This window comes from Sorangium sp. So ce385 (assembly GCF_051474135.1).
Classification (GTDB): Bacteria; Myxococcota_A; Polyangia; order Polyangiales; family Polyangiaceae; genus Sorangium; species Sorangium cellulosum_D.
Genome location: NZ_CP150337.1, coordinates 14098269 through 14120033, shown reverse-complemented (window position 1 = coordinate 14120033; position 21765 = coordinate 14098269). Strand labels below are relative to the sequence as shown.

Here is a 21765-nt window from a genome sequence, read left to right as displayed (position 1 = left end):
CCCCCGGCGAAAATCCATTTGTCACTTTGGCAAAGGAGGCCGCCCCGCGCGCCTCGGGTGCGTCACCTTGGCGGGGTGGCTTCCGTATTTCCGAGAAAAGGCGGGGGAACGGCCAGCGATTGACCCCTGGCACGAAACTCGCTTAGAGGAGCATGGGCGCATGGGCATCGACGCGATCCTGAAGCGGTATTTCCCCTGGGTGTTGGGCGCGCTGATCGCGCTCGCCGCCTATTTCCAGGCGTCGGGCATGGGTCAGCTCGTGGCCTCGAGCGTCGCGATCGACGCGCCGCCGGCGGCGGCCGGCCCGCCGCCGCGCCCCACGTCGTTCGGGTCGACGGCGAGCACGGACCACGCGACGCACGCCGGGCCGATCCTCTCGCGCAACCCGTTCGACTCGGTGACGGGGCCGCTCGACGGCAAGCCGGTCGAGATCCCGAGCGTGCAGCAGGAGATGAGCAACAAGGATCCGTACGCGGATCCGTCGTGCGACGGCGCCCGCGTGCTGCTCATCACGCAGGCCGACGATCCCGCGTGGTCGTTCGCGGCCATGGCCGGCTCGGACGGCAAGGCGATCTTGCGGCGGCAGGGGGATGAGATCAGCGGGCAGACCGTTTACTACGTGGGGTGGGACCGGGTCTGGCTGACGTCCGGCAGCTCGCGGTGCCAGGCCATCGTGGGCGGCAACCACGCCGCCGGCGCGCGCACCGCCGCGGCGCCGACGCCCGTGACGCCCGCGCCGACGAGCACGTCGAAGTCGACCGCCCGCGGCGGCAAGAAGGTCCCGCCGGAGATCGCCTCGAAGATCCAGCGGGTGAGCGAGACGGAGTTCAACGTGGAGCGCAGCGCCGTCGACCAGATCCTCGAGAACCAGGGAGAGCTGATGCGCTCCGCGCGCATCGTCCCGGAGAAGGAGGGCGACAAGGTGGTCGGCATCCGTCTCTTCGGGATTCGACCGGACTCGCTGCTCGGGACGCTCGGCCTGGAGAACGGAGATCGGCTGTCCAGCATCAACGGGTTTGAGATGAGCGATCCGCAGAAGGCCCTCGAGGCCTATGCGCGGCTCCGGACGGCGGACCGGCTCACGGTGAGCATCAACCGCAAGGGCAAGCCGATGAACATCGACTTCAACATCAAGTGAGCGCTGCGGACTGAATTCCAGGGATGAAAGCAGGGTAGTGGCATGGCGCGATGGATAGGTAGACTGGACGAGGGGAGCCTGCTCCGGCGAACGCTGATGTACGTCGGCACGTTCGTCCTCGGCTCACTCACGTTCGTCGGGGTCATGAGCCTCGTCCTCGTGTCGGTCGCCAAGGCCGTCCTGCCGCCCCACGGCGCCGAAGGCGCCGCGGACGCGGCGGACGAGGCCGAGGGCGAGGCCACCACCGGGGCGAGCAAGACCGCCCTGGGCAGGACATCCCGCTCGAAGCGGCCGCGGCCCCCCTCGCCGGCCGAGCGCGAGAGCGCGCCGAGCGCCGACTGAGCGGCGCCGCCTCCCCCACCCCCAAAACCCACGCAGAGAATATCGAGTCGACTGATGGTGATGACGACCCTCGAGCGATCCTGCTGCCTCCGGAGGAGGCTCCTCGCCGCGCCGGTGGCGGCGCTCGTGTTCGCCGCGGCGGCCCCGCCGGCCGCAGCGCAGCCCGCGAACCGCAACGCCCCCGTGCTGCGGACCCCCGGCCAGGGCGCGCCGGCGCCCGGCCGCCCCGGGATCCCCTCGGGGACGCCGGGCTCCGCGGGCGCAGCCGCGCCGGGCGCGGGCGCGCCCGCGGCAGGCGCGCCGGGCGCCGCGGCCGCGCCGGGGGCGCCGGGGGCGCCGGGCGCAGCGCCGGGCGACACCGGAGACGACCCGCTCGCCGCGGTCAAGCAGGGGGTCCAGGAGATCGAGTTCAAGCCGAAGCCCGGCGGCTACAAGGTCAGCTTCAACCTCGACGAGGCCGACCTCCCCGAGCTGGTGAAGGCGATCAGCAACATCACCGGGCGGCGGTTCATCTACGGCGGCAAGCTCCGGCAGATCAAGGCCACGGTGTACGCGCCGGAGAAGGTGACGGTCGCCGAGGCGTACAGCGCGTTCCTGTCGATCCTCGCGTCGAACGACCTCACCGTCATCCCGCACGGCCGCTTCCTCAAGATCGTGGAGACGCCCGGCGCGGTGTCGGAGACGACCCCCGTGTTCGGGACGGCCGCGCCCGTGCCCGCGGAGGACCGGTTCGTCACCCGCATGTACCGGCTATCCCATATCGACGCCAACGAGGCGGGCGGCGTCCTGACCAAGTTCAAGTCGAAGGACGGCGACGTCACCGTCTACCCGCCCGGCAACCTGCTCATCATCACGGACACGGGCACGAACATCCAGCGCATGCTCCGGATCGTCGAGGAAATCGACGTCGGCGGCGCCGGCGATCAGCTGTGGGTGCAGCCGGTCCACTACGGCTCCGCCGCGGAGGTCGCGACGAAGCTGAACGAGATCGTCGACCCCCGGGCCGGCGGCGGCGGCAGGCCCGGCAGGGGCGGCGCCCCCGGCGGCGGCGGCACCGGCGCGCGCATCATCGCGGACGACCGGACCAACTCGCTCATCATCACCGCCACCGAGCCGGACTACCTGCGCGTCCTCGGCATCCTGAAGCGCCTCGACGTGCCGCAGACGGGCGAGGGGCAGGTCCACGTGCTCTCGCTCCAGCACGCCGGCTGCAAGGAGCTGTCCGCGACGCTGAACCAGGTCCTCGGCGGGAGCGCCGGCGGCGGCGGCGGCGCGGCCGTGGGCGGCAGGGGGGCGGCGCGCAACGCCCCCCCGGTGCCCGGCTCGACCGACGACATCTTCGAGGGCCAGGTCAAGGTCACCTGCGACGAGGCGAGCAACAAGCTCCTCATCACCTCGTCACCCCACGATTACGCCCAGCTGCGCAACGTGATCGACCAGCTCGACGAGCCCCGACGGCAGGTGTTCATCGAGGCCGTGATCATGGACGTGGACGTCAAGCGCTCGCTCAATTTCGGCATCGGCTACCACGCCGGCGCGCCGTTCGACGCGGCGAACGGCCAGGGCATCATCTACGGCGGGAACAACGTCGTGCCCTCGGTCGGCGGCCTGCCGACCGAGCTCGGCGCGCTCGCGCTGGGCGTCCGGGGCGCCGAGATCCCGGGCTCGAGCAACATCTTCGGGACCGGCCTGTCGATCCCCGCGTTCGGCATCGTCCTCCACGCGCTGGCCCAGGACGGCGACTCCAACATCCTCGCGACGCCGCACATCCTCGCGACCGACAACGTGGCGGCCGAGATCTCGATCGGCCAGAACATCCCGCTCCAGACCAACGTGGGCGGCGGCGGGCTCAACCAGCTCGCGAGCCTGGCCGGCGGCGCGGCGGGCGCGGCCGGCGCGCTCGGCGGCCTCGGGGGCCTCGGCGGCCTGCTCGGCGGCCTCGGCGGCCAGGCCGCGCGCCAGGACGTCGGCACGAAGATCAAGGTCATCCCCCACGTCAACGACTCGGACCAGGTGCGGCTGGAGCTCACGGAGGAGATCTCCGACGCCGGCGCGCCGCTCGGGGCGCTCGGCGCGATCCCCATCAACAAGCGCACCGCGAGCACGACCCTCGTGGTCCGGGATCAGCAGACCGTGGTGATCGGCGGCCTCGTGCGCGACTCGGCGCAGACCCGGGAGACCAAGATCCCGGTGCTCGGCGACATCCCGGTGCTCGGGTTCCTGTTCCGGCAGCGGGTCAAGGAGATGGGGAAATCGAACCTCCTGCTCGTCCTCACGCCCTACGTCATCCGCGACCAGGAGGACCTCCGGTCCATCTTCGAGCGCAAGATGCAGGAGCGGCAGGAGTTCATCGACCGCTACTTCGTCTTCAGCGACAGCGCCGCCTGGGAGCCGCCGCGCGACTTCAGCCGGGCGAACGGGCTCGTCGAGGACATCCGGCAGTCGATCCTGACCGAGGAGGAGCGCGCGCGACTCGAGGAGGAGGCGCGGCCGAGGGGGCCGCAGGAGCACGCGCCGGTCGAGCCGGTCGGGCTGCCGACGTTCGGCGGGAAGGCCGGCGCGGCCGCAGGGCCGATGGCTCCTGGTATGGTCGAGATGGAGGGCGACATGCCCCCGCCGCCGCAGGGCGGGGCGGCGCCGCCGCCGCGCCCCGTGCGACGCCCGCCCGGCGGACGGCAGATGGAGCGCGTCGAATGAGCATGCAGCAGCAGCAGTACCTCGGCGAGATCCTGGTCCGGCGGGGCGTCGTGTCCGCGGAGCGGCTCGTGCCGCTCTTCGACACGGTCCGCGAGCGCGGGCAGCCGCTCGCGGACCTCCTCGTCTCGTCCAACATCGCCGACGAGGCGAGCATCGCGAAGGCGCTCGCGGAGGAGTGCGAGGTCGGCCTCCTCCCGCGCATCGACATCGACGCGGTGCCGCTCGAGCTCGCGAGCCGGGTGCCGATCACCTACGCCAAGCAGCACAAGATCCTGCCGCTCGCCGAGCAGGACGGGGTCGTCTACTGCGCGGTCGCCGACCCCCTCGACACGACCGCGATCGACGACGTGCGGGCGCTGTTCGGCAAGCCGGTCGAGATCGCGGTCGCCACGAGCGACGCGGTGCTGAACGCGATCAACCGCATCTGGGAGCGCAAGGAGGACGGGGGCGCGAAGCTCGAGGGCGACCAGGCGCTCGAGGAGGACAACCTCGTCGACATCATCGACTCGGACGACGACGCCCCGATCATCGCCTGGGTCAACGGCCTCTTCGCGCAGGCGGTCCGCGAGCGGGCGAGCGACATCCACATCGAGCCCGAGGAGCGCGACGTCGTCGTCCGCTACCGGATCGACGGCGAGCTCTACGTCGCGAAGCGCGCCTCGAAGCAGTTCATGGCGCCGATCATCGCCCGCGTGAAGATCATGGCGTCGCTCAACATCGCCGAGAAGCGGCTCCCCCAGGACGGCCGCATCACCCTGAAGATCGCGGGCAAGAGCGTCGACATCCGCGTCTCGACGGTGCCGACGAGCCGCGGCTTCGAGCGGATCGTGATGCGCATCCTGCACAAGGCGTCGGTCCTGCTCGGGCTCGACGACCTCGGCTTCGCGCCGCGCGAGTACGCCCTCATGGACGGGCTCATCCAGCGGCCGGACGGCATCATCCTGGTCACCGGCCCGACCGGCAGCGGCAAGACGACGACGCTCTACGCCTGCCTCAACCGCATCAACGAGCCGAGCCGGAACATCCTCACCGCCGAGGACCCGGTCGAGTACGAGATCGGCGGCATCCATCAGATCCACGTCCACCCCGGGATCGGGCTCACCTTCGCCTCGGCGCTCCGCGCCTTCCTCCGCCAGGATCCGGACGTGATCATGGTCGGCGAGATCCGCGACAAGGAGACGGCCGAGATCGCCATCCACGCGTCGCTGACCGGCCACCTCGTGCTCTCGACCATCCACACGAACGACGCGGCCGGCGCCGTGACGCGCCTCGTCGAGATGGAGATCGAGCCGTTCCTCGTGCGGAGCAGCGTGATCGGCATCCTCGCCCAGCGCCTCGTGCGCCTGCTCTGCCCGACGTGCAAGGTCGCCTACCGCCCGTCGGACTACGAGCTCCAGCAGCTCGGCCTCGACCAGGACCGGCTCGCCTGGAAGGCGCGGCGGAAGCTCTCGAACCGCTACAGCGTGCACGGGCAGAAATACGACTACATCGGGCAGGACATCGACCGGGCGGTGTTCTACAAACCGGGCGGCTGCGACGGCTGCAACCAGAAGGGCTTCGTCGGCCGGCGGGGCATCTACGAGCTGATGGTCATCGACGACGCGGTGGGTCCGCTCATCCTGAAGAGCGCGGACGCGCAGACCATCAAGCGGGTCGCCATCTCGCAGGGGATGGATACGCTCCGCGACGACGGGGCGCGCAAGGTGCTCAAGGGCATCACCACCGTCGAGGAGGTGCTCGCGGCGACGCAGGAAGACGTCATCGTCGACGAGTAGGGAAGGCCGTGGCGGTATTCGAATACAAAGGCATCCTCGTCGGCACCGGAAAGCCGGTCAAAGGGGTCCGCGACGCGGAGAACGCGAAGGCCCTGCGGGCCGCCCTGCGCAAGGACGGCATCATGCTCACCGGCGCGACCGAGGAGCAGGCCGCGAAGGCGAAGGCGAAGCGCGATCTCAAGCTCTTCGCGTTCGCCGGCCGCCCCTCGACGTCCGAGGTCGCCATGATGACCCGCCAGCTCGCGACGCTCATCGGCGCCGGCATCCCGCTGTTCGAGTCGCTCAACGCGCTCATCGAGCAGGTCGAGAAGGAGTCGCTGAAGCGGACCCTCACGCAGGTGCGCGAGCAGGTGCGCGAGGGCACGAGCTTCGCGAAGGCGCTGGAGGGGCACCCCACGGTCTTCCCGCCGCTCTACGTCAGCATGGTGCGCGCCGGCGAGGCGTCCGGCACGCTCGAGGGCGTGCTGCTCCGCCTGACCGTCTTCATGGAGAACCAGGCGAAGCTCGTGGGCAAGGTGACCGCGGCCCTCGCCTACCCGGCGCTCATGGCGATCATCGGCATCGGGCTCATCTCGGTCCTCATGATCGCGGTCGTGCCGAACGTGAAGGACATCTTCTCGTCGATGGACCAGACGCTGCCCTGGTACACCTCGCTGCTCATCGGCACCTCGGAGTTCGCCGCGAGCTACTGGTGGCTCGTGATCATCATGCTGGTCGGCGCGGTGTACGGGTTCCGCCGCTGGCTGCGCACGCCGAAGGGGCGCCTCCGCTGGGACACGTTCGTGCTGAACGCGCCGATCTTCGGCAAGCTCATCCAGATGCTCTCCATCGCGCGCTTCGCGCGGACCCTCGCGACCCTGCTGTCGTCCGGCGTCGCGCTCCTCAGCGCCATGGACATCGTGCGCAGCGTGCTCGGCAACGCCGCCCTGGAGAAGGTCGTCGCCGACGCGATCGGGTCGATCCGCGAGGGCCAGAGCATCGCCGATCCGCTGAAGCGCAGCGGCCGGTTCCCGCCCATCGTCATCCACATGATCGCCATCGGCGAGCGGAGCGGGCAGCTCGAGGCGATGCTCGAGAACGTCGCCAACGCGTACGACTCCGAGGTCGAGACCCGCGTCCAGGTGCTCACGAGCCTGCTCGAGCCGCTCATGATCGTCGTCATGGGCGGCACGGTCGCGTTCATCGCGATATCCATCCTCATGCCGCTCATGCAGATGTCGAACTTCGTCGGGTAGGGGGCTCCATGGGGCGCAGGAGGCAGCGAGAAAGCACGATCTTCTTCCCGTGGGAGCGCGGCGGCGGGCTCTTCCGCAGGAGCGGCATGGCGCGCGTGCGGCCGTTCGCGGCCGGCCTCGGGATGGCGGTCCTGCTCCTGCTCCTCGGCGCGCGCGAGCGGCGGCTCGTGGGAATTCGATCGACGCGCGCCACGTTGTCCGTCGTCCACGGGGCCATCACGCTGTACCGCGCCGACCACGAGCGGCGGTGCCCGGCCTCGCTGGAAGAGCTGAAGCGCGAGGGATACCTCGCGATCGATCCGGTCGACGCCTGGGGGAGGCCGCTCCGGCTCACCTGCCCTGGCAGGAAGGACCCGGAGGGGTACGATCTGATGAGCGACGGTCCGGACGGCGAAATCGGCGGGCTTGACAGGGTGGAGTGAGGGACATGGAGACGAACAGGGCGAAGAGGATTCGAAGGTTGGGCCGGAGGCTCTCGCGGGGCGTGACCCTGATCGAGGTGCTGATCGTGGTGACGATCATGGCGGTCATCGCCGGCGGCGCCACGCTCGTGCTGTGGCCGAAGCTCGAGGCCGCGAAGGTCAGGAGCGCCTACACCGGCACGTCGGTCATCAAGACCGCGGCGGATCAGTACCAGAACCTCGGCGCGGGCGGCGAGGGCTGCCCGACCCTCCAGGCGCTCGTGAGCGCGAAGCAGATCGACGCCAACAAGACGGACGATCCGTGGGGCCAGCCGTACCGGATCAAGTGCGAAGAGGGCGAGGTCCGCGTCTTCTCGGTGGGGAAGGACAAGAAAGAAGGCACCCCGGACGACATCCGGGACAACATGAGGCAGTCCGAGATCAACAAGATCGCGGAGATGTGACGCCGACGCGGAGGGAGCGCCCATGACACGCCGCCTGCGCACGAGGGGAGTCACGCTGGTCGAGGTGCTGATCACCGTCACGGTGATCGCGCTCATCAGCGGCTCGGTGTTCCTCGGCATGGGCGCGGTCACGAGCGCTCGGCTGAAGCGGAGCGCGGCGCTGCTCGCGGGCGCCGTCCGGGTGGCCTACGCCCACGCGAACGCGAAGTCGAAGCCGATGCGGCTCGTCTTCGATTTCGAGGAGCGGATGATCGTGCTCGAGGAGTCCACGGGCGAGCTCGTCGTCGAGAGGAACGACCGGACCGGCGGCGCCGCCGCGGCCACCGAGGCCGAGAAGGCGGCGGTGGCCGAGGCCGAGGCGATCCTGAAGGGGCCGCGCGCGCCGCGCCCGTCGTTCCAGCCGGCGAAGGCGTTCGGCTTCGACCCGGCGGCCGAGAAGCCCGGCAAGGAGCTCTCGAGCGGCGTCCGCTTCCTCCAGGTGGAGACCGGGCACCAGGACGAGGCCGCGACCGAGGGGCGCGCCTACCTCTACTTCTGGCCCGGCGGCCAGACCGAGCGGGCGGCCATCCAGCTCTCGCTCGGCGGCGAGGAGACCGAGGACTCCGTGATGACGGTGCTCGTCTCGCCGCTCACCGGCAAGACCGAGATCCGGCGGGGCAAGGTGAGCATGCCGCGGCCGCGCGACGACGCCGAGGAGTCGGAGCGCGAGGACACGGGGTTCTGATGCGCGCCCGCGGCTTCACCCTGCTCGAGATCATGGTGGCGGTGGCCATCCTCGGGCTCGGGCTCACCGCGATCCTCTCCGCCCAGGCCGGCGCCTTCTCGGCGGCGGCGCACGCGCGGAACATCAGCCTCGCGAACGGGCTCGCGCGCTGCAAGATGACCGAGATCGAGGAGCGGCTCGCCCGGGACGGCCTGCCGCTGCTCGACGAGGCCGACAACGGGCCGTGCTGCGAGGGCGACGAGTCGACCTCCATCAAGTGCTCCTGGCGCATCGAGAAGCCGGAGATGCCCGAGCCCAAGTACGGCGATCTCGACCTCGACACGAACCTCGAGGGGCTCGGCCAGCTCACCAAGCCGGCCGAGTCGAGCGGCTCCGCCGCCCCGAGCGGCAACCTCGACGATCTCGCGCAGTCGCTGGTCGGCGCGCCCGGCGGCGCGGGGGGCGGCGAGTCCGCCGGCGGGATCGCGGGGCTCCTGCAGCCGTTCATCGACATGCTCGCGCCGACGCTCCAGCCGATCTTCGAGGCGAGCGCGCGGCGGGTGACGGTCCGGCTGACCTGGCAGCAAGGGTCGCAGGAGCACGCGCTCGAGCTCGTGCAGTGGGTCACGGTGCCGCAGATGGGCCAGCCCGAGGACACCGGCGCGGGCGGCGGCACGGGCCAGGGAGGCGGGCAATGACCGCGACGGCGCGAAGGGCGAGCTCGCCCCGCGGGCGCCGCCGGCGCGCGGGCGGGGTGACCCTCCTCGAGGTCATCGTCTCGGTCGCCATCCTGGCGATCATCGGGACGCTCATCTACGGCGCGTTCGACGGCATGAGCCGGTCGCGCGCGGGCATCTCGCGCATCAGCGACCGCTACCACCAGGGCCGCGGGGCGATCGCCCGCGTCTCGCGCGAGCTCCAGGCGGCCTTTCTGTCCCGGCACCAGCCGGCCGACAAGAACATCGCCGTGCGGCTCACGGCGTTCACCGGGGAGGACTCGTCGCCCGCGGATCGCGTCGATTTCACCGCGTTCGCGCACCGGAGGCTCCTCAGGAACGCGCACGAGTCGGACCAGTGCGAGATTGGCTATTTCGGCTCGCGCGACCCGGAGCGCGACAAGCTCGATCTCGTGCGGCGAGAGGCGAAGTTCATCGATCTCGAGCCGACGAGGGGCGGCGTCGTCAACGTGCTCGCCGAGGACATCGAGAGCTTCAATGTCCGGTACCTCGACCCCATCACCGGGGAGTGGGTCGACTCGTGGGACTCGACGCAACCGGCGGCGCAGTTCGAGCGGCTCCCGTCGCAGGTGTGGGTGACGCTGGTCCTGAACGGCGGGCCGGGCGGGGAGCCCATCAAGTTCGAGACGAAGGTGCCCATCGCCATGCAGGTCCCCATCGCCTTCGGGGCCAACTGAGCCATGAGCCGCCCGGAGAGCCCCCACGCCGAGGAGCGCGCCGCCCCCACCCCGCCGGGCGGGCGCGCGCGCCGCCGCCTCCGGAGGCGGCGCGACCGGCGGGGCGTGGCGCTGGTCATGGTGCTCGGCGCGATCACGGTGCTCACCGTGTTCCTGACCGAGCTCCAGGAGGAGACCTCCACCGAGCTCTCGGCGGCGCTCGCCGATCGCGACGCGCTCCGGGCCGAGTACTACGCGCGGAGCGCCGTGAACCTGTCGCGGATGCTCATCGCCGCCGAGCCCAGCGTCAGCCAGACGATCGGGCCGATGCTCGCGATCATCGGGCTCAAGGGGAACTTCCAGGTGCCGGTCTGGAAGTTCACCGACATGTTCCTCGGCCCGTTCAACGCGCAGCTCACCGAGCCGGGCGCGGCGCCGCCCGACGAGGCCGCGGCCGCAGGCAGCGCGGCGGCGGGCAAGAACCTCGGGCTCACCGGCGGCGGCCGCTTCGAGCTCAAGATCGTCGACGAGGACTCGAAGATCAACATCAACCGCGCCGCCGACGACGTGGGCGGCATCTCGGATCAGATCGCCATCGGGGCGCAGCTCATCAGCCTGATGAGCCCCCCGCAGTACAACGCGCTCTTCGAGGAGCGCGACGGCGACGGCCAGTTCTCGGATCGCGCGACCATCTGCAGCGCGCTCGTCGACTGGGCCGACCCCGGCGACCAGACGTTCGTCTGCGACACGTCGACGAACGCCCCGAGCTCCACCGGCGCCGAGGACAGCTTCTACCAGACGGTCGGCCTCCCCTACGTGCGCAAGAACGCCCCCCTCGACTCGTTCGAGGAGCTGCGGCTGATCCGGGGCATGGGCGACGACTTCTGGGCGACGTTCGTCGATCCGGACCCGAACAACCCGGACAAGCGGGTGCTGACCGTCTGGGGCAACCGGAAGCAGAAGGTGAACGTGACGTCGGCGAACGCGCAGATGCTCCTCACGCTCACCTGCAGCGCCGACTTCGTGGACGTCGCGACGACGCCGCTCTGCACAGACGTGAACCAGCAGACGGCGTTCCTGACCGTGGCGTCGCTCGTGCAGGGCATGACCGGGGGCATCCTCTTCCCCACCCCCAAGGATTTCGTCGACGCCATGACCCAGAAGGCCGGCAATACGCTCGGGGCGATGCTCGGCCAGCAGCTCAAGGCGATGGGCGTCGAGGCGGTGAAGTTCAAGCCGAACGCCACGAAGGCCCTCGGCAACAGGAGCAACTTCCTGAGCATCTATGCCGACGGCGTCGTCCCGGGGAACAAGCGTGAGACGCGCGTGCGCATCCATGCGGTGGTCGATCTCACGGGGGCGACGAAGATCACCGATACCGACCAGAACAACAAGGATCCCGGCGGCGCCGGGGGCAACCCCAACCCGACGAACGGCAGCTCGACCGGGGCCCCCCCGACGCCGGAATCGTACGAACAACAGGTACGGTCGAACCCCGCCGGGACGATCATCTACTATCGCATCGAATAGGACACCCCTCCGGGAAGAAGCGCGGAAATGCACAGGCTGCTCGGGATAGATGCTGGGAAATCCGTGGTGCGGACGGCGCTCATCCGCACCTCGTACAGGAAGGTCTTCGTCGAGGCCCTCGGCGAGGCGCCCATCACGGACGCGGTCTCCGAGGCCGAGGCGATCCGCGCCGCGGTGGGGCTCCACCGCCCCGACGCCGCCGCCATCGCGATCTCCGGGGAGAAGTCGTTCTACCGCCGCCTCGACCTGCCCGCGGCCGCGCAGAAGGAGGTCGAGAACGTCCTCGGCTTCGAGCTCGAGGCCACGGTGCCGTTCGAGATGGAGGACGCGGTCTTCGACTACCGCCTGCTCAAGCGGCCGCCCGGCGTCGAGACGCTGCCGGTCTTCGCCGCCATCGCGCGCGCCGACGACGTGCGCGAGCGCATCACCGTCGTGAAGGAGGCGCTCGGCTTCGAGCCGGAGCGCGTCGCGCTCGGCGCGGTGGCGCTCGCCAACCTCGAGGCCGTGATGCCGGAGCTCGCCTCGCCGTCGCCCGCCGGCGCGAACGTGCCGATCGCGCTGCTCGACCTCGACCACCTCACCTCCGAGATCGTGATCCTCTCCGGCGGGGAGCCGGTCTTCGCCCGGACGCTGTCGCGCGGGACGGCCGGGCTCCCCGGCACGGCGCCGGCGCTCGCGCGCGAGCTCCGCCAGACGCTCGCGGCGTGGCGCAACCTCGGCGGCGAGCCGCTCGCCGGGATGTACCTCGTCGGCGGCGGCGCGAGCGCGCAGGGCGCCGAGGTGTTCCTGTCCACCCAGCTCGGCCTCACGATCCTGCCGCTGCCGGCCCCGCGGGTCGAAGGGCTCACGCCGGAGCAGGCCGCGGCCCTGCCCCGCTTCGCCAAGGCGCTCGGGCTGGCGCTCGGGCTCACGCCGAAGACCCGGGGGTTCAACCTGAGGAGGGGCGCGCTCGAGGCCGAGCGCAGCTACCCGTTCCTGCGCGAGAAGATCCCGATCCTCGCCGGCCTCGGCACCGTCATCGCGCTGAGCTTCGGGTTCTCCATCGTCGCGGAGCTGCGCACCCTGAGCGCCGAGCGGGAGCTCCTGCTCGCGTCGCTCGCGACCGCCTCGCACGACGTGCTCGGCGAGGAGACGAGCGACCCGGTGAAGGCCCGCGAGCTGCTCGACCAGGGCCCCGGCGCGGCCGACGAGGACCCGATGCCCCGCGTCGACGCGTTCGACGTCATGGTGCAGCTCTCGAAGGCCGTGCCGAAGGAGATCACCCACGACGTGCTCGAGCTCGACGTGAACCGCGGCCACGTGACCCTCCAGGGCGTCGTCCCGTCGGTGTCGGACGCGCAGATCATCGCGGATCACATGAAGGAACACCGCTGCTTCCGCGACGTGAAGGTCGGCCGGACGAGCCAGTTCACGGAGGGCAGGCACAAGTACGTCCTCGAGCTGGATCTCAAGTGCGAGGACAAGAAGAAGAAGAAGACCGGCGCCGACGCGGCGGACAGCGCCTCGGCGGGCGCGCCGGAGAAGCCAGAGGGATCGCGATGACGCTCCGCGAGCGACTCGACAAGCTGGAGCCGCGCGAGCGCCGGCTCCTCACCATCCTCGTCGGATTCCTGGGGGTGCTCGTGTTCCTGCTCGTGCCGATCGGGCTCGCGAGCATCGCCTCCGGCAGGCGCACCGAGAACCAGGAGATCCGCGACCTGCTCCAGCAGATCTACGAGGCCTCGGGGAAGGTCAGCGAGCGCAAGGCGCAGAAGGACGCGCTGCTCGCGCGCTACGCGCGGCCGGCGCCGGCCCTCGCCGGCTTCATCGAGGACGCGGCGAAGCAGCAGGGGCTCACCGCGGCCGAGTCGCAGGATCGCCCCGACGTCCCGCACGGCAAGAAGTACACCGAGCGGGTCACGGTGGTGAAGATGCACAGGATCGGGATGCTCGGCCTCGCCAAGATGCTCGAGCGCATCGAGACCTCGGGCCACCCGGTCGCGGTGACGAAGCTGAACATCAAGCCGCGCGCCGGCGAGCCGGACTCGTACGAGGTGGAGCTCGGCGTCTCCGCGTTCGACCGGAAGGGCGACCCCCAGCCGGCGAGCCCCGCGCCGTCCGCGCCCCCGGCCGCCGACGAGCAGGAGGAGCAAGAGCCATGAAGGCGCGGCTCGTCAAGATCGCGAAATGGGCGGCTTACCCGCTCTTTTACCTCTTCTGCCTGGGCCTCTTCGGCTACCTCACGTTCCCGTACGACCGGCTCAAGGACCGGCTGATCGCCGAGTTCGACCGCGCGCAGCAGAAGCGGGGCTCCGGCCCGCCGCAGCGCCTCGAGATCGACGAGCTCGACGCGTACTGGTTCACGGGCGTGGAGATGAAGGGCGTGCGGCTCATCCTGCCCCCGAGCGAGCTCGGCTCGGGCAGGCCGACCGGCGCCGCCGCCTTCACCTCCACCTCCGGCGACGCCGCCAAGGACAGCGCGCCGAAGCCGAGCGTCATCGAGATCGAGGAGGCGCACGCCCGGGTGAAGATCCTGCCCCTCCTGATCGGGCGGATGCGGGTCTCGTTCTGGGCGAGCGTGTTCGGCGGGGAGGTCGAGGGCGTGGTCCCGATGGGCAAGTCGGGCGGCGACGTGCACGTCGAGGTCTCGGACGTGGAGCTCGCGCAGGTGGGGCCGCTCGGGGACATCCTCGGCCTGCCGATCGCCGGCACGCTGAGCGCGAACCTCGATCTCAGCGCGCCCGACGGCAAGTTCAACAAGGCGAGCGGCGCGCTCGAGGTCTCGGCCAAGGAGGTCTCGGTCGGCGACGGCAAGACGAAGATCCAGGGGCTCATCGCGCTGCCCGAGGCCAAGCTGGGCGAGCTCGTGCTGTCGGCCGAGGCGAAGGACGGCGTCCTCAAGGTCACGAAGATGTCCGCGAACGGCCAGGACCTCGAGCTCGACGGCGACGGCAAGGTCACCATGCGCGAGCCGTGGAACAACTCCACGGCGGACCTCTACGTCCGCTTCAAGTTCACCGACGCCTACCGGTCGAAGAACGACCTCACCAAGTCGCTGCTCGGCGCCCCGGGGTCGAACGTGCCCGGGCTGATCGAGATGCAGCAGCCCAAGATGAAGCGGTCGAAGCGCTCGGACGGCTTCTACGGCTGGCACGTCCACGGCGTGCTGAAGCGGCCGCGGTTCGATCCGCACGCCGCCGACTCGCCCGCGGCGCGGGGCCGCGGCAAGGCCGACGCGCCGAGCTCGGCCGCGACCACGAGGAAGCCCGGCGGCGTGAACCTGCCGCTCGGCGCCTCGGAGGCCCCGCCGCGGGACAGCGAGGAGCAGGGGAGCCCGCCGCCGGCGATGCCCCCGCCGATGCCGCCGCCGCCGTCCACCGAGGACGAGTCGCCCGAGCCGCGGTCGCGGCCGACGCCCGCGCCGCCCGCCGAGGGCGACCCGCCGCCGCCGGAATAGGGCCTGGACCTCACGCGCCAGGGACGGGTAGGACCTGGACCTCACGCTCCAGGGACGGGTAGGACCTGGATTCACGCTCCGAGGACGAGCCCATGCGGGACCCCAGGTGGCAGCAGAACCGGCGCATTCTGCTGATCGACGACAACGAGGCCATCCACGAAGATTTCCGCAGGATCCTCCGGTCCGACGCGGAGCCGTCGACCTTCGACCGCCTCGAGTCGGCGCTGTTCCGCGAGGCGCCCGGCCGGCGGCCGGTGAGGTTCGAGCTCACGACCGCGACGCAGGGCGCCGAGGGGCTGGAGAAGGTGCGCGAGGCGCGGCAGCGCGGCGCGCCGTACGCCCTCGCCTTCGTCGACGTGCGCATGCCGCCGGGGTGGGACGGCATCGAGACGCTCTCGCGCATCTGGCAGGAGGACGGCGCCATCCAGGCGGTCATCTGCTCGGCGTACTCGGATTACTCCTGGGAGGAGATCGCCACCCGGTTCGGGAACACCGACAACCTGCTCATCCTCGCCAAGCCGTTCGACCCGAACGAGGTCCGGCAGATGGCCTACGCGCTCACCGAGAAGTGGAACCAGCGCCGCGCCCTGTCCGAGGCGAACCACAAGGTGTCGGCGCAGTACACGGTGACGCGGATCCTCGTCGAGTCGACGACGCTGTCCGAGGGCATCCTCGCGCTCCTCGGCGCGCTCGGGGAGACGCTCGGCTTCCGGTTCGGCGCCCTGTGGCTCGGCGACGGCGAGAGCGGCGGCCTGCGCTGCGAGCACACCTGGAGCGCCGCGCCCGACGACGCGGCCGCGCTCGAGGCGGCGACCCGGGGCGCGCAGCTCGCCCGCGACGCGGGGCTGCCCGGCCGCGCGCTCGCCCAGGGGGAGCCGACCTGGTTCTGCGACCTCGACGCGGTCGAGGACGACCCGCGCGCGCGGGCGGCGCGCGGCGCAGGCCTCCGCTTCGCGGTCGAGCTCCCCATCGCGGTCCGCGCCGACGCGCAGGTCGCGGCCGTGCTGGAGCTCATGGACGCCGAGCCGCGCGAGCCCGACCCGGGGCTGCTCGACGTGCTGCTCGCGATCGCCGCCAAGGCCGGCCACTTCATCGGCAGCAAGCGCGTCGAGGCGGCCCTGCGCCGGAGCGAGGCGAACAACCGCGCGCTGCTCTACGCCATCCCCGACACGATCCTCCGGCTCAGCAGCGACGGCGTCTGCCTCGACTTCAAGGCGTCCCGGGAGTCGAGGCCGTCGCTCCGCGCCGAGGATTTCCTGCACCGGCACGTCGCCGACGTGTTCCCCGCCCGCGTGGCGGAGCAGATCACCGAGCTCGTCGGCCGGGCGCTCGCCGACGAGGCGACGCACGTCTTCGAGTACCAGGAGCAGCTCCGCGAGGGCACGCGCGACTACGAGGTCCGGATCGCCGGCAGCGACCGGGCCGAGGCGGTCGTGATCGTGCGGGACGTCACCGAGCGCAAGCGCGCGGCGGCGGAGACCGAGGCGCGGCGCACCCGCGAGGAGGCGCTGCGGGCGCAGAACGAGATCCTCGCGGCCCTGTCGACCCCGCTCATCCCCATCAGCGACGACATCGTCGTGATGCCGCTCGTCGGCGCCCTCGACGCGCAGCGGGCGCGCCGCGTGCAGGAGACGCTGGTCCGCGGCGTCGCCTCCCGCCGCGCGCACGTCGCGATCCTCGACATCACCGGGGTGCCGCGGATCGACGGCCAGTGCGCCGACGAGCTCCTCAGCGCCGCCACCGCGGTGCGCCTGCTCGGCTCGGAGGTGATCATCACGGGCCTGAGCCCCGACGTGGCCAGGACGCTCGTCGAGCTCGGCGTCGACATGAGCGGGATCGTCACGCACAACACCCTGCAGAACGGCATCGCCTCGGCGATGACGTCCGCGGGCGCCCGCGGCAGGCCGAGGCGGCGCCGCGCGCGGCGGCGCAGGTAGAGCGCCGATCAGCTTGAAGCGCCCCAGCAAGAAGAGATTGGAACCACAGAGGCACAGAGGGCACAGAGGATGAAGAAAAGATTCTGAGCTCTCTTCTCTCTTCCTCTGTGCCCTCTGTGGTTCATTCTCTCGGGTTTCATCGGTGTCCTAGGAGCGGGCGGCGGCGCTCCCGATCCGCACCGGGAGCTCGAGCGTGAAGGTGGCCCCGCGCCCGACGCCGTCGCTCTCCACCGACAGCACGCCGCTCATCTCCTCGGCGGCGAGCGCGCAGCTGTGCAGCCCGAAGCCGTGGCCGCCCCGGCGCGTCGTGAACCCGTGGGAGAAGATCCGCGTCAGGTGCTCCTTCGCGATGCCCACCCCCGTGTCCTGCACGCAGATCCGCACCGCGCCGTCCCTGCCCGCCCCGCGCGCCTCGATCCGCAGCGTGAGCGCGTGCTCCCTGCCGGGCAGCTCGTCCATCGCGTGCTTCGCGTTGCTGATGAGGTTCATCAGGATCTGCAGCAGCTTGTGCTTGTCGACGTAGACCGGGCGCGGGCACGCGAGCTCTCGCACGACCTTGAGGTGCGGGCGCGACAGCGCCGCGTCGCTCATCCGGAGGGCGTCCTCCAGGAGCTCCGAGAGCTGCACCGGCTCGACCACCGTGGTGGTGCCGGCGTAGGTCTGCTGCGTCCGGACGATGTCCTTGATGTGGTCGACGCTCTTTCCGAGCTCATCCACGTAGCGCAGGATGCGCCGCCGATCGCCCTCCAGCGCGGCGGACAGCGCCTCCAGGTAGGCGATGAGGTGCCGCCCGCGCTCGTCCTCGGTGAGGAACCTGCCGGGGTCCTCCCGGTGGCTCGCCAGGAGCTGCGCCGCCCGCTCGAGCTTCTCCAGCCGGAGGCCGCCGAGCTCCTCCGCGATGAGCTTGGCGGACACGTTGACGGTGTTCAGCACGTTGCCGATGTTGTGCACCACGTTCGTGGCGATCTCCGCCATGCCGGCGCGCCGCGCCGTGTCGAGGACCTGGCGCTGGGCCGCCGCGAGCTCCGTCGTCCGCTCGACGACCCGCTGCTCCAGCGCCTCGTTCAGCTGCCGGAGCTGCTCCTCGCTCGCCTTCAGCGCCGCCTCCGCGCGGCCGCGCTCGGCGAGCTCGACCTGGAGCCGCTCGTTGGCCACGAGGAGCTCCGCGGTCCGCGCCGCCACGCGCCGCTCCAGCTCGCCCTTGGCGCGCTCCAGATCCTCGTTGAGGGCCTGCACCGTCTCCCGGAGCTGCTGCTCGCGCGCCGCCCGGTCCGAGACGTCCGCGTACGCCTGCTGGAGCCGCTCCTGCCGCGCCAGGGTGACGCCGAGCAGGTGCTGGAAGGCGTCGCGCAAGTGCTTGATCTGCTTTATCTTTCCGGCGGGGCTGAGCTCCCCGGAGACGTCGCCCGAGGCGTAGCGCGCGGCGTCCGCGGCGAGGCGCTCGATGGGGCGCACGATCTCGCGGCTCAGGAGCCAGCCGAAGGTCAGCGCCAGGAGGATGCTGCCGCCCACGCCCGCGGCGAGCCCGAGCAGCGCGCGCTGCTTGAGCGTGCGGCCCCTCGCCTCGAGCTCGCTCAGCGCCTCCTTGTGCTGCGCCTGGCCCGCCCGCGCGCTCGAGAGGAGCACGAAGGTCAGCTCCTGGGCCTCGCCGTAGAACACCGACGTCGCCCGCGCCGCGTCGCCCTCCTGCAGCGCGTCGAAGATCGCCGCGTGCTGCGCGTCGAGCTCCGCGTACACCGCGCCGAGGTGCTGCCACAGCTGGTCTTGCGGCGAGCCCCGCTCGCCCCGCGCGCGGTTGAAATGGACGAGCGTCTGGTCCCGGCGGGACGCGTCATCGGTCGTGTACAGCGAGACGTCGAACCCGCGCAGCGCCTGGCCGACGGTCTCGCGCTGGGTGATCACCGCGAGCTCCATGTCCTGCAGGTCGACGAGATCGCCGAGGAGAGCGAGCTGCTGCGCGGAGATCCGCGAGAGCGTCGCGTTCACCAAGGGGAGGGAGACCGCCAGCGCGACCGCCACCGTCAGGAGCGGGGCGAACGAGAGCAGCGTGCGGTGGCGGATGTCCACGGAGGCCTCTGCCCGACGAGGATGCCGGGGGGGGCGAGCGCGTCAAGGCGCGCCCGCGCCGCCGTCCCGCGCGGGCTCGCCAGCCCCCCCGGCCCCGATCGGGCGCGCCGATCCTCGCACGCCGCGGCCGCTCAGCGCATCCGCGCGCCGGCGCCGCTCAGCCCTTCTTGCCGGTCTGCGCGGCGTGTTTGTCCAGAGCGGCGAGGACGCGGTCGTAGTCGGGCGGCAGCTCGACCGGCGGGTTGGCGTACCGGCTCGTCACGTCCGGGAGCGCGCGCTCGTGGTATTTCACCTTGAACTCCGTGAACTTGAGGCCGTTCGCGGTCGAGACCACGACGACCCGCTGGCGCTTCTCGACGAGGCCCTTCTTCACGAGCTTCTCCAGCGCGGCGAGGGCGACCGCCGTGTGCGGGCAGGTGTACATCCCGGTCCGGTCGGCGCGCGCCGCCGCGTCGCAGAGCTCGTCCTCGGTCACCTCCTCCGCGACCCCGTTCATCGCCTGGAGCGCCATCATCGCCCGCGGCGCGCTCACCGGGTTGCCGATCTGGATCGCGCTCGCCAGCGTCTCGCCCGCCTTCATCGGCACGACCTCGCTGCGCCCCTCGGCCCACGCCCGGTAGAGCGGGTTGGCCCGCGCCGACTGCGCCACGCACAGGCGCGGGAAGCGCGTCGTCAGGCCGAGGTCCTTCAGCATCTTGAAGCCGGCGTAGAGCGCGTAGGCGTTGCCCAGGTTGCCGCTCGGCAGGACGACCCAGTCGGGCAGCGTCCAGTCGAACTGCTGCACGATCTCGATGGCCACGGTCTTCTGGCCCTCGAGGCGCAGGGCGTTCATCGAGTTCGCCAGGTAGACCACGCCGTCGGCCGAGAGCCGCTGCACGATGGCCATGCAGCCGTCGAAGTCCGTGTCGAGCGAGAGCACCAGCGCCCCCGACGCGATCGGCTGCACCAGCTGCGCCATCGACACCTTGCCCCGCGGCAGCAGCACGACGACGGGCAGGCCGGCCGCCGCGCCGTACGCCGCGAGCGAGGCCGACGTGTCCCCCGTCGACGCGCACGCGATCGCGCGCACCTCGAGGCCCTCGCGGATCGCCTTGTTCACCACCGAGACGAGCACCGTCATCCCGAGGTCCTTGAACGACCCCGTATGGCTGTTGCCGCAGAGCTTCACCCAGACGTCGTCGAGCCCGAGCGAGCGGCCGTAGCGATCCGCCCAGAAGAGGTTGGTGCCCCCCTCATCCATCGACACGATGGCCTCGTCCGGGACCTGGGGCGCGACCCACTCCCGCTTGCCCCAGACCCCGGAGCCGTAGGGCCACACCGTGCGCTTGTAGCGCTCGTCGAAGAGCTTCATCCACGTCGCGGGGCTCCGGTCGCGGAGCGCGTCGATGTCGTGCGCGACGTCGAGCAGGCCGCCGCAGGTCGGGCAACGGTAGAGGGGCTGCGTCAGCGGGTAGCTGCCGGGACAGCCGGTCAGACATCGGAATGCAGCAGAGTAGGCCATGGCAATACGGATCTCCTGGGTGGCGGGAAGCGCCCGCGGGAGGTGGTGTTCGGTTCAGTCGAAGCGTGGGGCTTCCATGCCGAGCCGCCTATAGAAGTAGATCGCCGCGTTCCTGGCAAACGATCCCTGCGGGACGTAGACGTCGTCCGGCTCGGGGAGCGGCTCGTCCGCCGAGAGCGGCCCGTCCCGCTCGCCGGACAGCCGCTCGAGGTCGTCGAGGAACGCCTCCATCGAGGGATAGCGGTTCTCCGGGCGCTTGCGGATCGCCTTCAGGATCACGGACTCGACCAGCGGGTCGATGCTCTTCCGCTTCTCCGAGGGGCGGGGCGGCGGGGTCACGAGCTGCCGGGCGAGGAGCTCGGACTGCTCCGAGCGCGGGAACGGGAGCTCGCCGGTGAAAGTCCGGAACATGACGACGCCGAGCCCGTAGACGTCGGTGCGGGCGTCGGGCCTGTCGCTCACGACCTGCTCGGGCGCCATGTACTCGAGGGTGCCCACCGCGGTGCCGGTCGCCGTGATGTGATCGGCGTCCTGGATCTTCGCCAGGCCGAAATCGAGCACCTTGACCGCGTACGGGTCCCCCTGCGCGCCGACGAGGTAGAGGTTGTCGGGCTTCACGTCGCGGTGGATGATCCCGACCCGGTGCGCGGCGGCGAGCCCGGACGCGGCCTGGGAGAGCACCGGGATGGCGAGGTCCGCGTCCATGCGGCGCTCGCGCCGGAGCCAGTCGCCGAGCGACTCGCCGAAGAGGTACTCCATCACGATGTACGGCGCGCCGTCGGCGGCGCGCGTGCCGGCGTCGAGCACCTTGACGATGTTCGGGTGCCCGATCTTCGCCGCGCTCTGCGCCTCGCGCACGAACCGCTCGCGCGTCCGCTCCGCGCGGGCCGCGAACGCCTCCAGGACCTTGATCGCGACCGGCTGTCCGGTCTCGATCTCGATCGCGAGGTAGACGCGCGCCATCGCGCCCTTGCCGAGGTAGCCGCGCACCTCGTAGCGCTCCCCGAGGATCGTCCCCCGCAGCCGGGTCGGCTTGTACCGGAACAGGTCGATGCGCCGCGCCTCGGCGAGCTCCGCGCCGTCGTAGGGGCAAAAGCGATGGCCCGCGTCGTACTCCCGGTGGCAGCGCGCGCAGAACATGGCCCC

18 protein-coding genes are annotated in these 21765 nt (G+C 71.2%); 15 read left to right on the top strand and 3 right to left on the bottom strand.

The genetic code is table 11. The features are described 5' to 3' along the window. Positions 1 to 160: 160 nt before the first annotated feature. From gspC to WME83_RS51610, 15 genes are all read left to right on the top strand, one after another. The gene (gene gspC, locus WME83_RS51680) at positions 161 to 1138 is read left to right on the top strand and encodes a type II secretion system protein GspC (RefSeq protein WP_437317085.1); all 978 of its coding nucleotides are present in this window, start codon (positions 161 to 163) and stop codon (positions 1136 to 1138) included. A gap of 96 nt (positions 1139 to 1234) precedes the next feature. Then, positions 1235 to 1480 (top strand): hypothetical protein, encoded by a 246-nt coding sequence (locus WME83_RS51675; RefSeq protein ID WP_437317084.1) that lies wholly within the window; start codon positions 1235 to 1237, stop codon positions 1478 to 1480. 54 nt (positions 1481 to 1534) lie between these two features. Then, on the top strand, positions 1535 to 4177 hold the full coding sequence (gene gspD, locus WME83_RS51670; protein ID WP_437317083.1) for a type II secretion system secretin GspD: 2643 nt from the start codon (positions 1535 to 1537) through the stop codon (positions 4175 to 4177). Then, on the top strand, positions 4174 to 5952 hold the full coding sequence (gspE, locus tag WME83_RS51665; RefSeq protein WP_437317082.1) for a type II secretion system ATPase GspE: 1779 nt from the start codon (positions 4174 to 4176) through the stop codon (positions 5950 to 5952). Before gspD ends, gspE begins: the two co-directional genes overlap by 4 nt. Positions 5953 to 5960: 8 nt before the next feature. After that, the gene (gene gspF, locus WME83_RS51660) at positions 5961 to 7187 is read left to right on the top strand and encodes a type II secretion system inner membrane protein GspF (protein ID WP_437317081.1); all 1227 of its coding nucleotides are present in this window, start codon (positions 5961 to 5963) and stop codon (positions 7185 to 7187) included. An 8-nt stretch (positions 7188 to 7195) separates the two neighbouring features. Next, entirely contained in the window at positions 7196 to 7609 is a 414-nt protein-coding gene (locus tag WME83_RS51655) for a type II secretion system protein GspG (RefSeq protein WP_020742219.1), read from the top strand. 38 nt (positions 7610 to 7647) lie between these two features. Next, complete coding sequence (locus tag WME83_RS51650; protein ID WP_437317080.1) at positions 7648 to 8052, top strand: prepilin-type N-terminal cleavage/methylation domain-containing protein; 405 nt, start codon at positions 7648 to 7650, stop codon at positions 8050 to 8052. 22 nt (positions 8053 to 8074) lie between these two features. Next, positions 8075 to 8776, top strand: coding sequence for a pilus assembly FimT family protein (locus WME83_RS51645; protein WP_437317079.1), 702 nt, complete (start codon positions 8075 to 8077; stop codon positions 8774 to 8776). Then, a complete protein-coding gene (locus tag WME83_RS51640; protein WP_437317078.1) occupies positions 8776 to 9453 on the top strand; it encodes a type IV pilus modification PilV family protein in 678 nt (225 codons plus the stop codon). The genes WME83_RS51645 and WME83_RS51640 overlap by 1 nt, the downstream gene beginning before the upstream one ends. Further along, positions 9450 to 10169, top strand: a complete 720-nt coding sequence (locus WME83_RS51635; RefSeq protein ID WP_437317077.1) for a type II secretion system protein GspJ — start codon at positions 9450 to 9452, stop codon at positions 10167 to 10169. Before WME83_RS51640 ends, WME83_RS51635 begins: the two co-directional genes overlap by 4 nt. 3 nt (positions 10170 to 10172) lie before the next feature. Continuing rightward, positions 10173 to 11678, top strand: a complete 1506-nt coding sequence (locus WME83_RS51630) for a general secretion pathway protein GspK (RefSeq protein WP_437317076.1) — start codon at positions 10173 to 10175, stop codon at positions 11676 to 11678. Between the two features lie 27 nt (positions 11679 to 11705). Beyond that, positions 11706 to 13220, top strand: coding sequence for a type IV pilus biogenesis protein PilM (gene pilM / locus WME83_RS51625; protein WP_437317075.1), 1515 nt, complete (start codon positions 11706 to 11708; stop codon positions 13218 to 13220). Continuing rightward, on the top strand, positions 13217 to 13819 hold the full coding sequence (gene gspM / locus WME83_RS51620; RefSeq protein WP_437317074.1) for a type II secretion system protein GspM: 603 nt from the start codon (positions 13217 to 13219) through the stop codon (positions 13817 to 13819). Before pilM ends, gspM begins: the two co-directional genes overlap by 4 nt. Next, complete coding sequence (gspN, locus tag WME83_RS51615; RefSeq protein WP_437317073.1) at positions 13816 to 15114, top strand: type II secretion system protein GspN; 1299 nt, start codon at positions 13816 to 13818, stop codon at positions 15112 to 15114. Before gspM ends, gspN begins: the two co-directional genes overlap by 4 nt. 92 nt (positions 15115 to 15206) lie before the next feature. Further along, positions 15207 to 17051, top strand: coding sequence for an STAS domain-containing protein (locus tag WME83_RS51610; RefSeq protein WP_437317072.1), 1845 nt, complete (start codon positions 15207 to 15209; stop codon positions 17049 to 17051). A gap of 147 nt (positions 17052 to 17198) precedes the next feature. Here WME83_RS51610 and WME83_RS51605 read toward each other — a convergent pair whose 3' ends face one another. The 3 genes from WME83_RS51605 to WME83_RS51595 all read right to left on the bottom strand — a co-directional run bounded on the left by WME83_RS51605 (position 17199) and on the right by WME83_RS51595 (position 21759). Further along, complete coding sequence (locus WME83_RS51605) at positions 17199 to 19118, bottom strand: sensor histidine kinase (protein ID WP_437317071.1); 1920 nt, start codon at positions 19116 to 19118, stop codon at positions 17199 to 17201. Positions 19119 to 19275: 157 nt separating this feature from the next. Then, a complete protein-coding gene (thrC, locus tag WME83_RS51600) occupies positions 19276 to 20619 on the bottom strand; it encodes a threonine synthase (protein ID WP_437317070.1) in 1344 nt (447 codons plus the stop codon). Positions 20620 to 20673: 54 nt separating this feature from the next. Next, the gene (locus WME83_RS51595) at positions 20674 to 21759 is read right to left on the bottom strand and encodes a serine/threonine-protein kinase (RefSeq protein ID WP_437317069.1); all 1086 of its coding nucleotides are present in this window, start codon (positions 21757 to 21759) and stop codon (positions 20674 to 20676) included. Between the last annotated feature and the right edge of the window lie 6 nt (positions 21760 to 21765).

What these genes read in the sequence shown, in the direction of transcription:
- WME83_RS51655 (WP_020742219.1), top strand. Translation starts at nt 7,196, where the DNA reads ATGGGGCGCAGGAGGCAGCGAGAAAGCACGATCTTCTTCCCGTGGGAG.
- gspD (WP_437317083.1), top strand. Translation starts at nt 1,535, where the DNA reads ATGGTGATGACGACCCTCGAGCGATCCTGCTGCCTCCGGAGGAGGCTC.
- WME83_RS51595 (WP_437317069.1), bottom strand. Translation starts at nt 21,759, where the DNA reads ATGTTCTGCGCGCGCTGCCACCGGGAGTACGACGCGGGCCATCGCTTT.
- WME83_RS51675 (WP_437317084.1), top strand. Translation starts at nt 1,235, where the DNA reads ATGTACGTCGGCACGTTCGTCCTCGGCTCACTCACGTTCGTCGGGGTC.
- gspM (WP_437317074.1), top strand. Translation starts at nt 13,217, where the DNA reads ATGACGCTCCGCGAGCGACTCGACAAGCTGGAGCCGCGCGAGCGCCGG.
- gspN (WP_437317073.1), top strand. Translation starts at nt 13,816, where the DNA reads ATGAAGGCGCGGCTCGTCAAGATCGCGAAATGGGCGGCTTACCCGCTC.
- thrC (WP_437317070.1), bottom strand. Translation starts at nt 20,619, where the DNA reads ATGGCCTACTCTGCTGCATTCCGATGTCTGACCGGCTGTCCCGGCAGC.
- pilM (WP_437317075.1), top strand. Translation starts at nt 11,706, where the DNA reads ATGCACAGGCTGCTCGGGATAGATGCTGGGAAATCCGTGGTGCGGACG.
- gspC (WP_437317085.1), top strand. Translation starts at nt 161, where the DNA reads ATGGGCATCGACGCGATCCTGAAGCGGTATTTCCCCTGGGTGTTGGGC.
- WME83_RS51640 (WP_437317078.1), top strand. Translation starts at nt 8,776, where the DNA reads ATGCGCGCCCGCGGCTTCACCCTGCTCGAGATCATGGTGGCGGTGGCC.
- WME83_RS51645 (WP_437317079.1), top strand. Translation starts at nt 8,075, where the DNA reads ATGACACGCCGCCTGCGCACGAGGGGAGTCACGCTGGTCGAGGTGCTG.
- WME83_RS51630 (WP_437317076.1), top strand. Translation starts at nt 10,173, where the DNA reads ATGAGCCGCCCGGAGAGCCCCCACGCCGAGGAGCGCGCCGCCCCCACC.
- WME83_RS51635 (WP_437317077.1), top strand. Translation starts at nt 9,450, where the DNA reads ATGACCGCGACGGCGCGAAGGGCGAGCTCGCCCCGCGGGCGCCGCCGG.
- gspE (WP_437317082.1), top strand. Translation starts at nt 4,174, where the DNA reads ATGAGCATGCAGCAGCAGCAGTACCTCGGCGAGATCCTGGTCCGGCGG.
- WME83_RS51610 (WP_437317072.1), top strand. Translation starts at nt 15,207, where the DNA reads ATGCGGGACCCCAGGTGGCAGCAGAACCGGCGCATTCTGCTGATCGAC.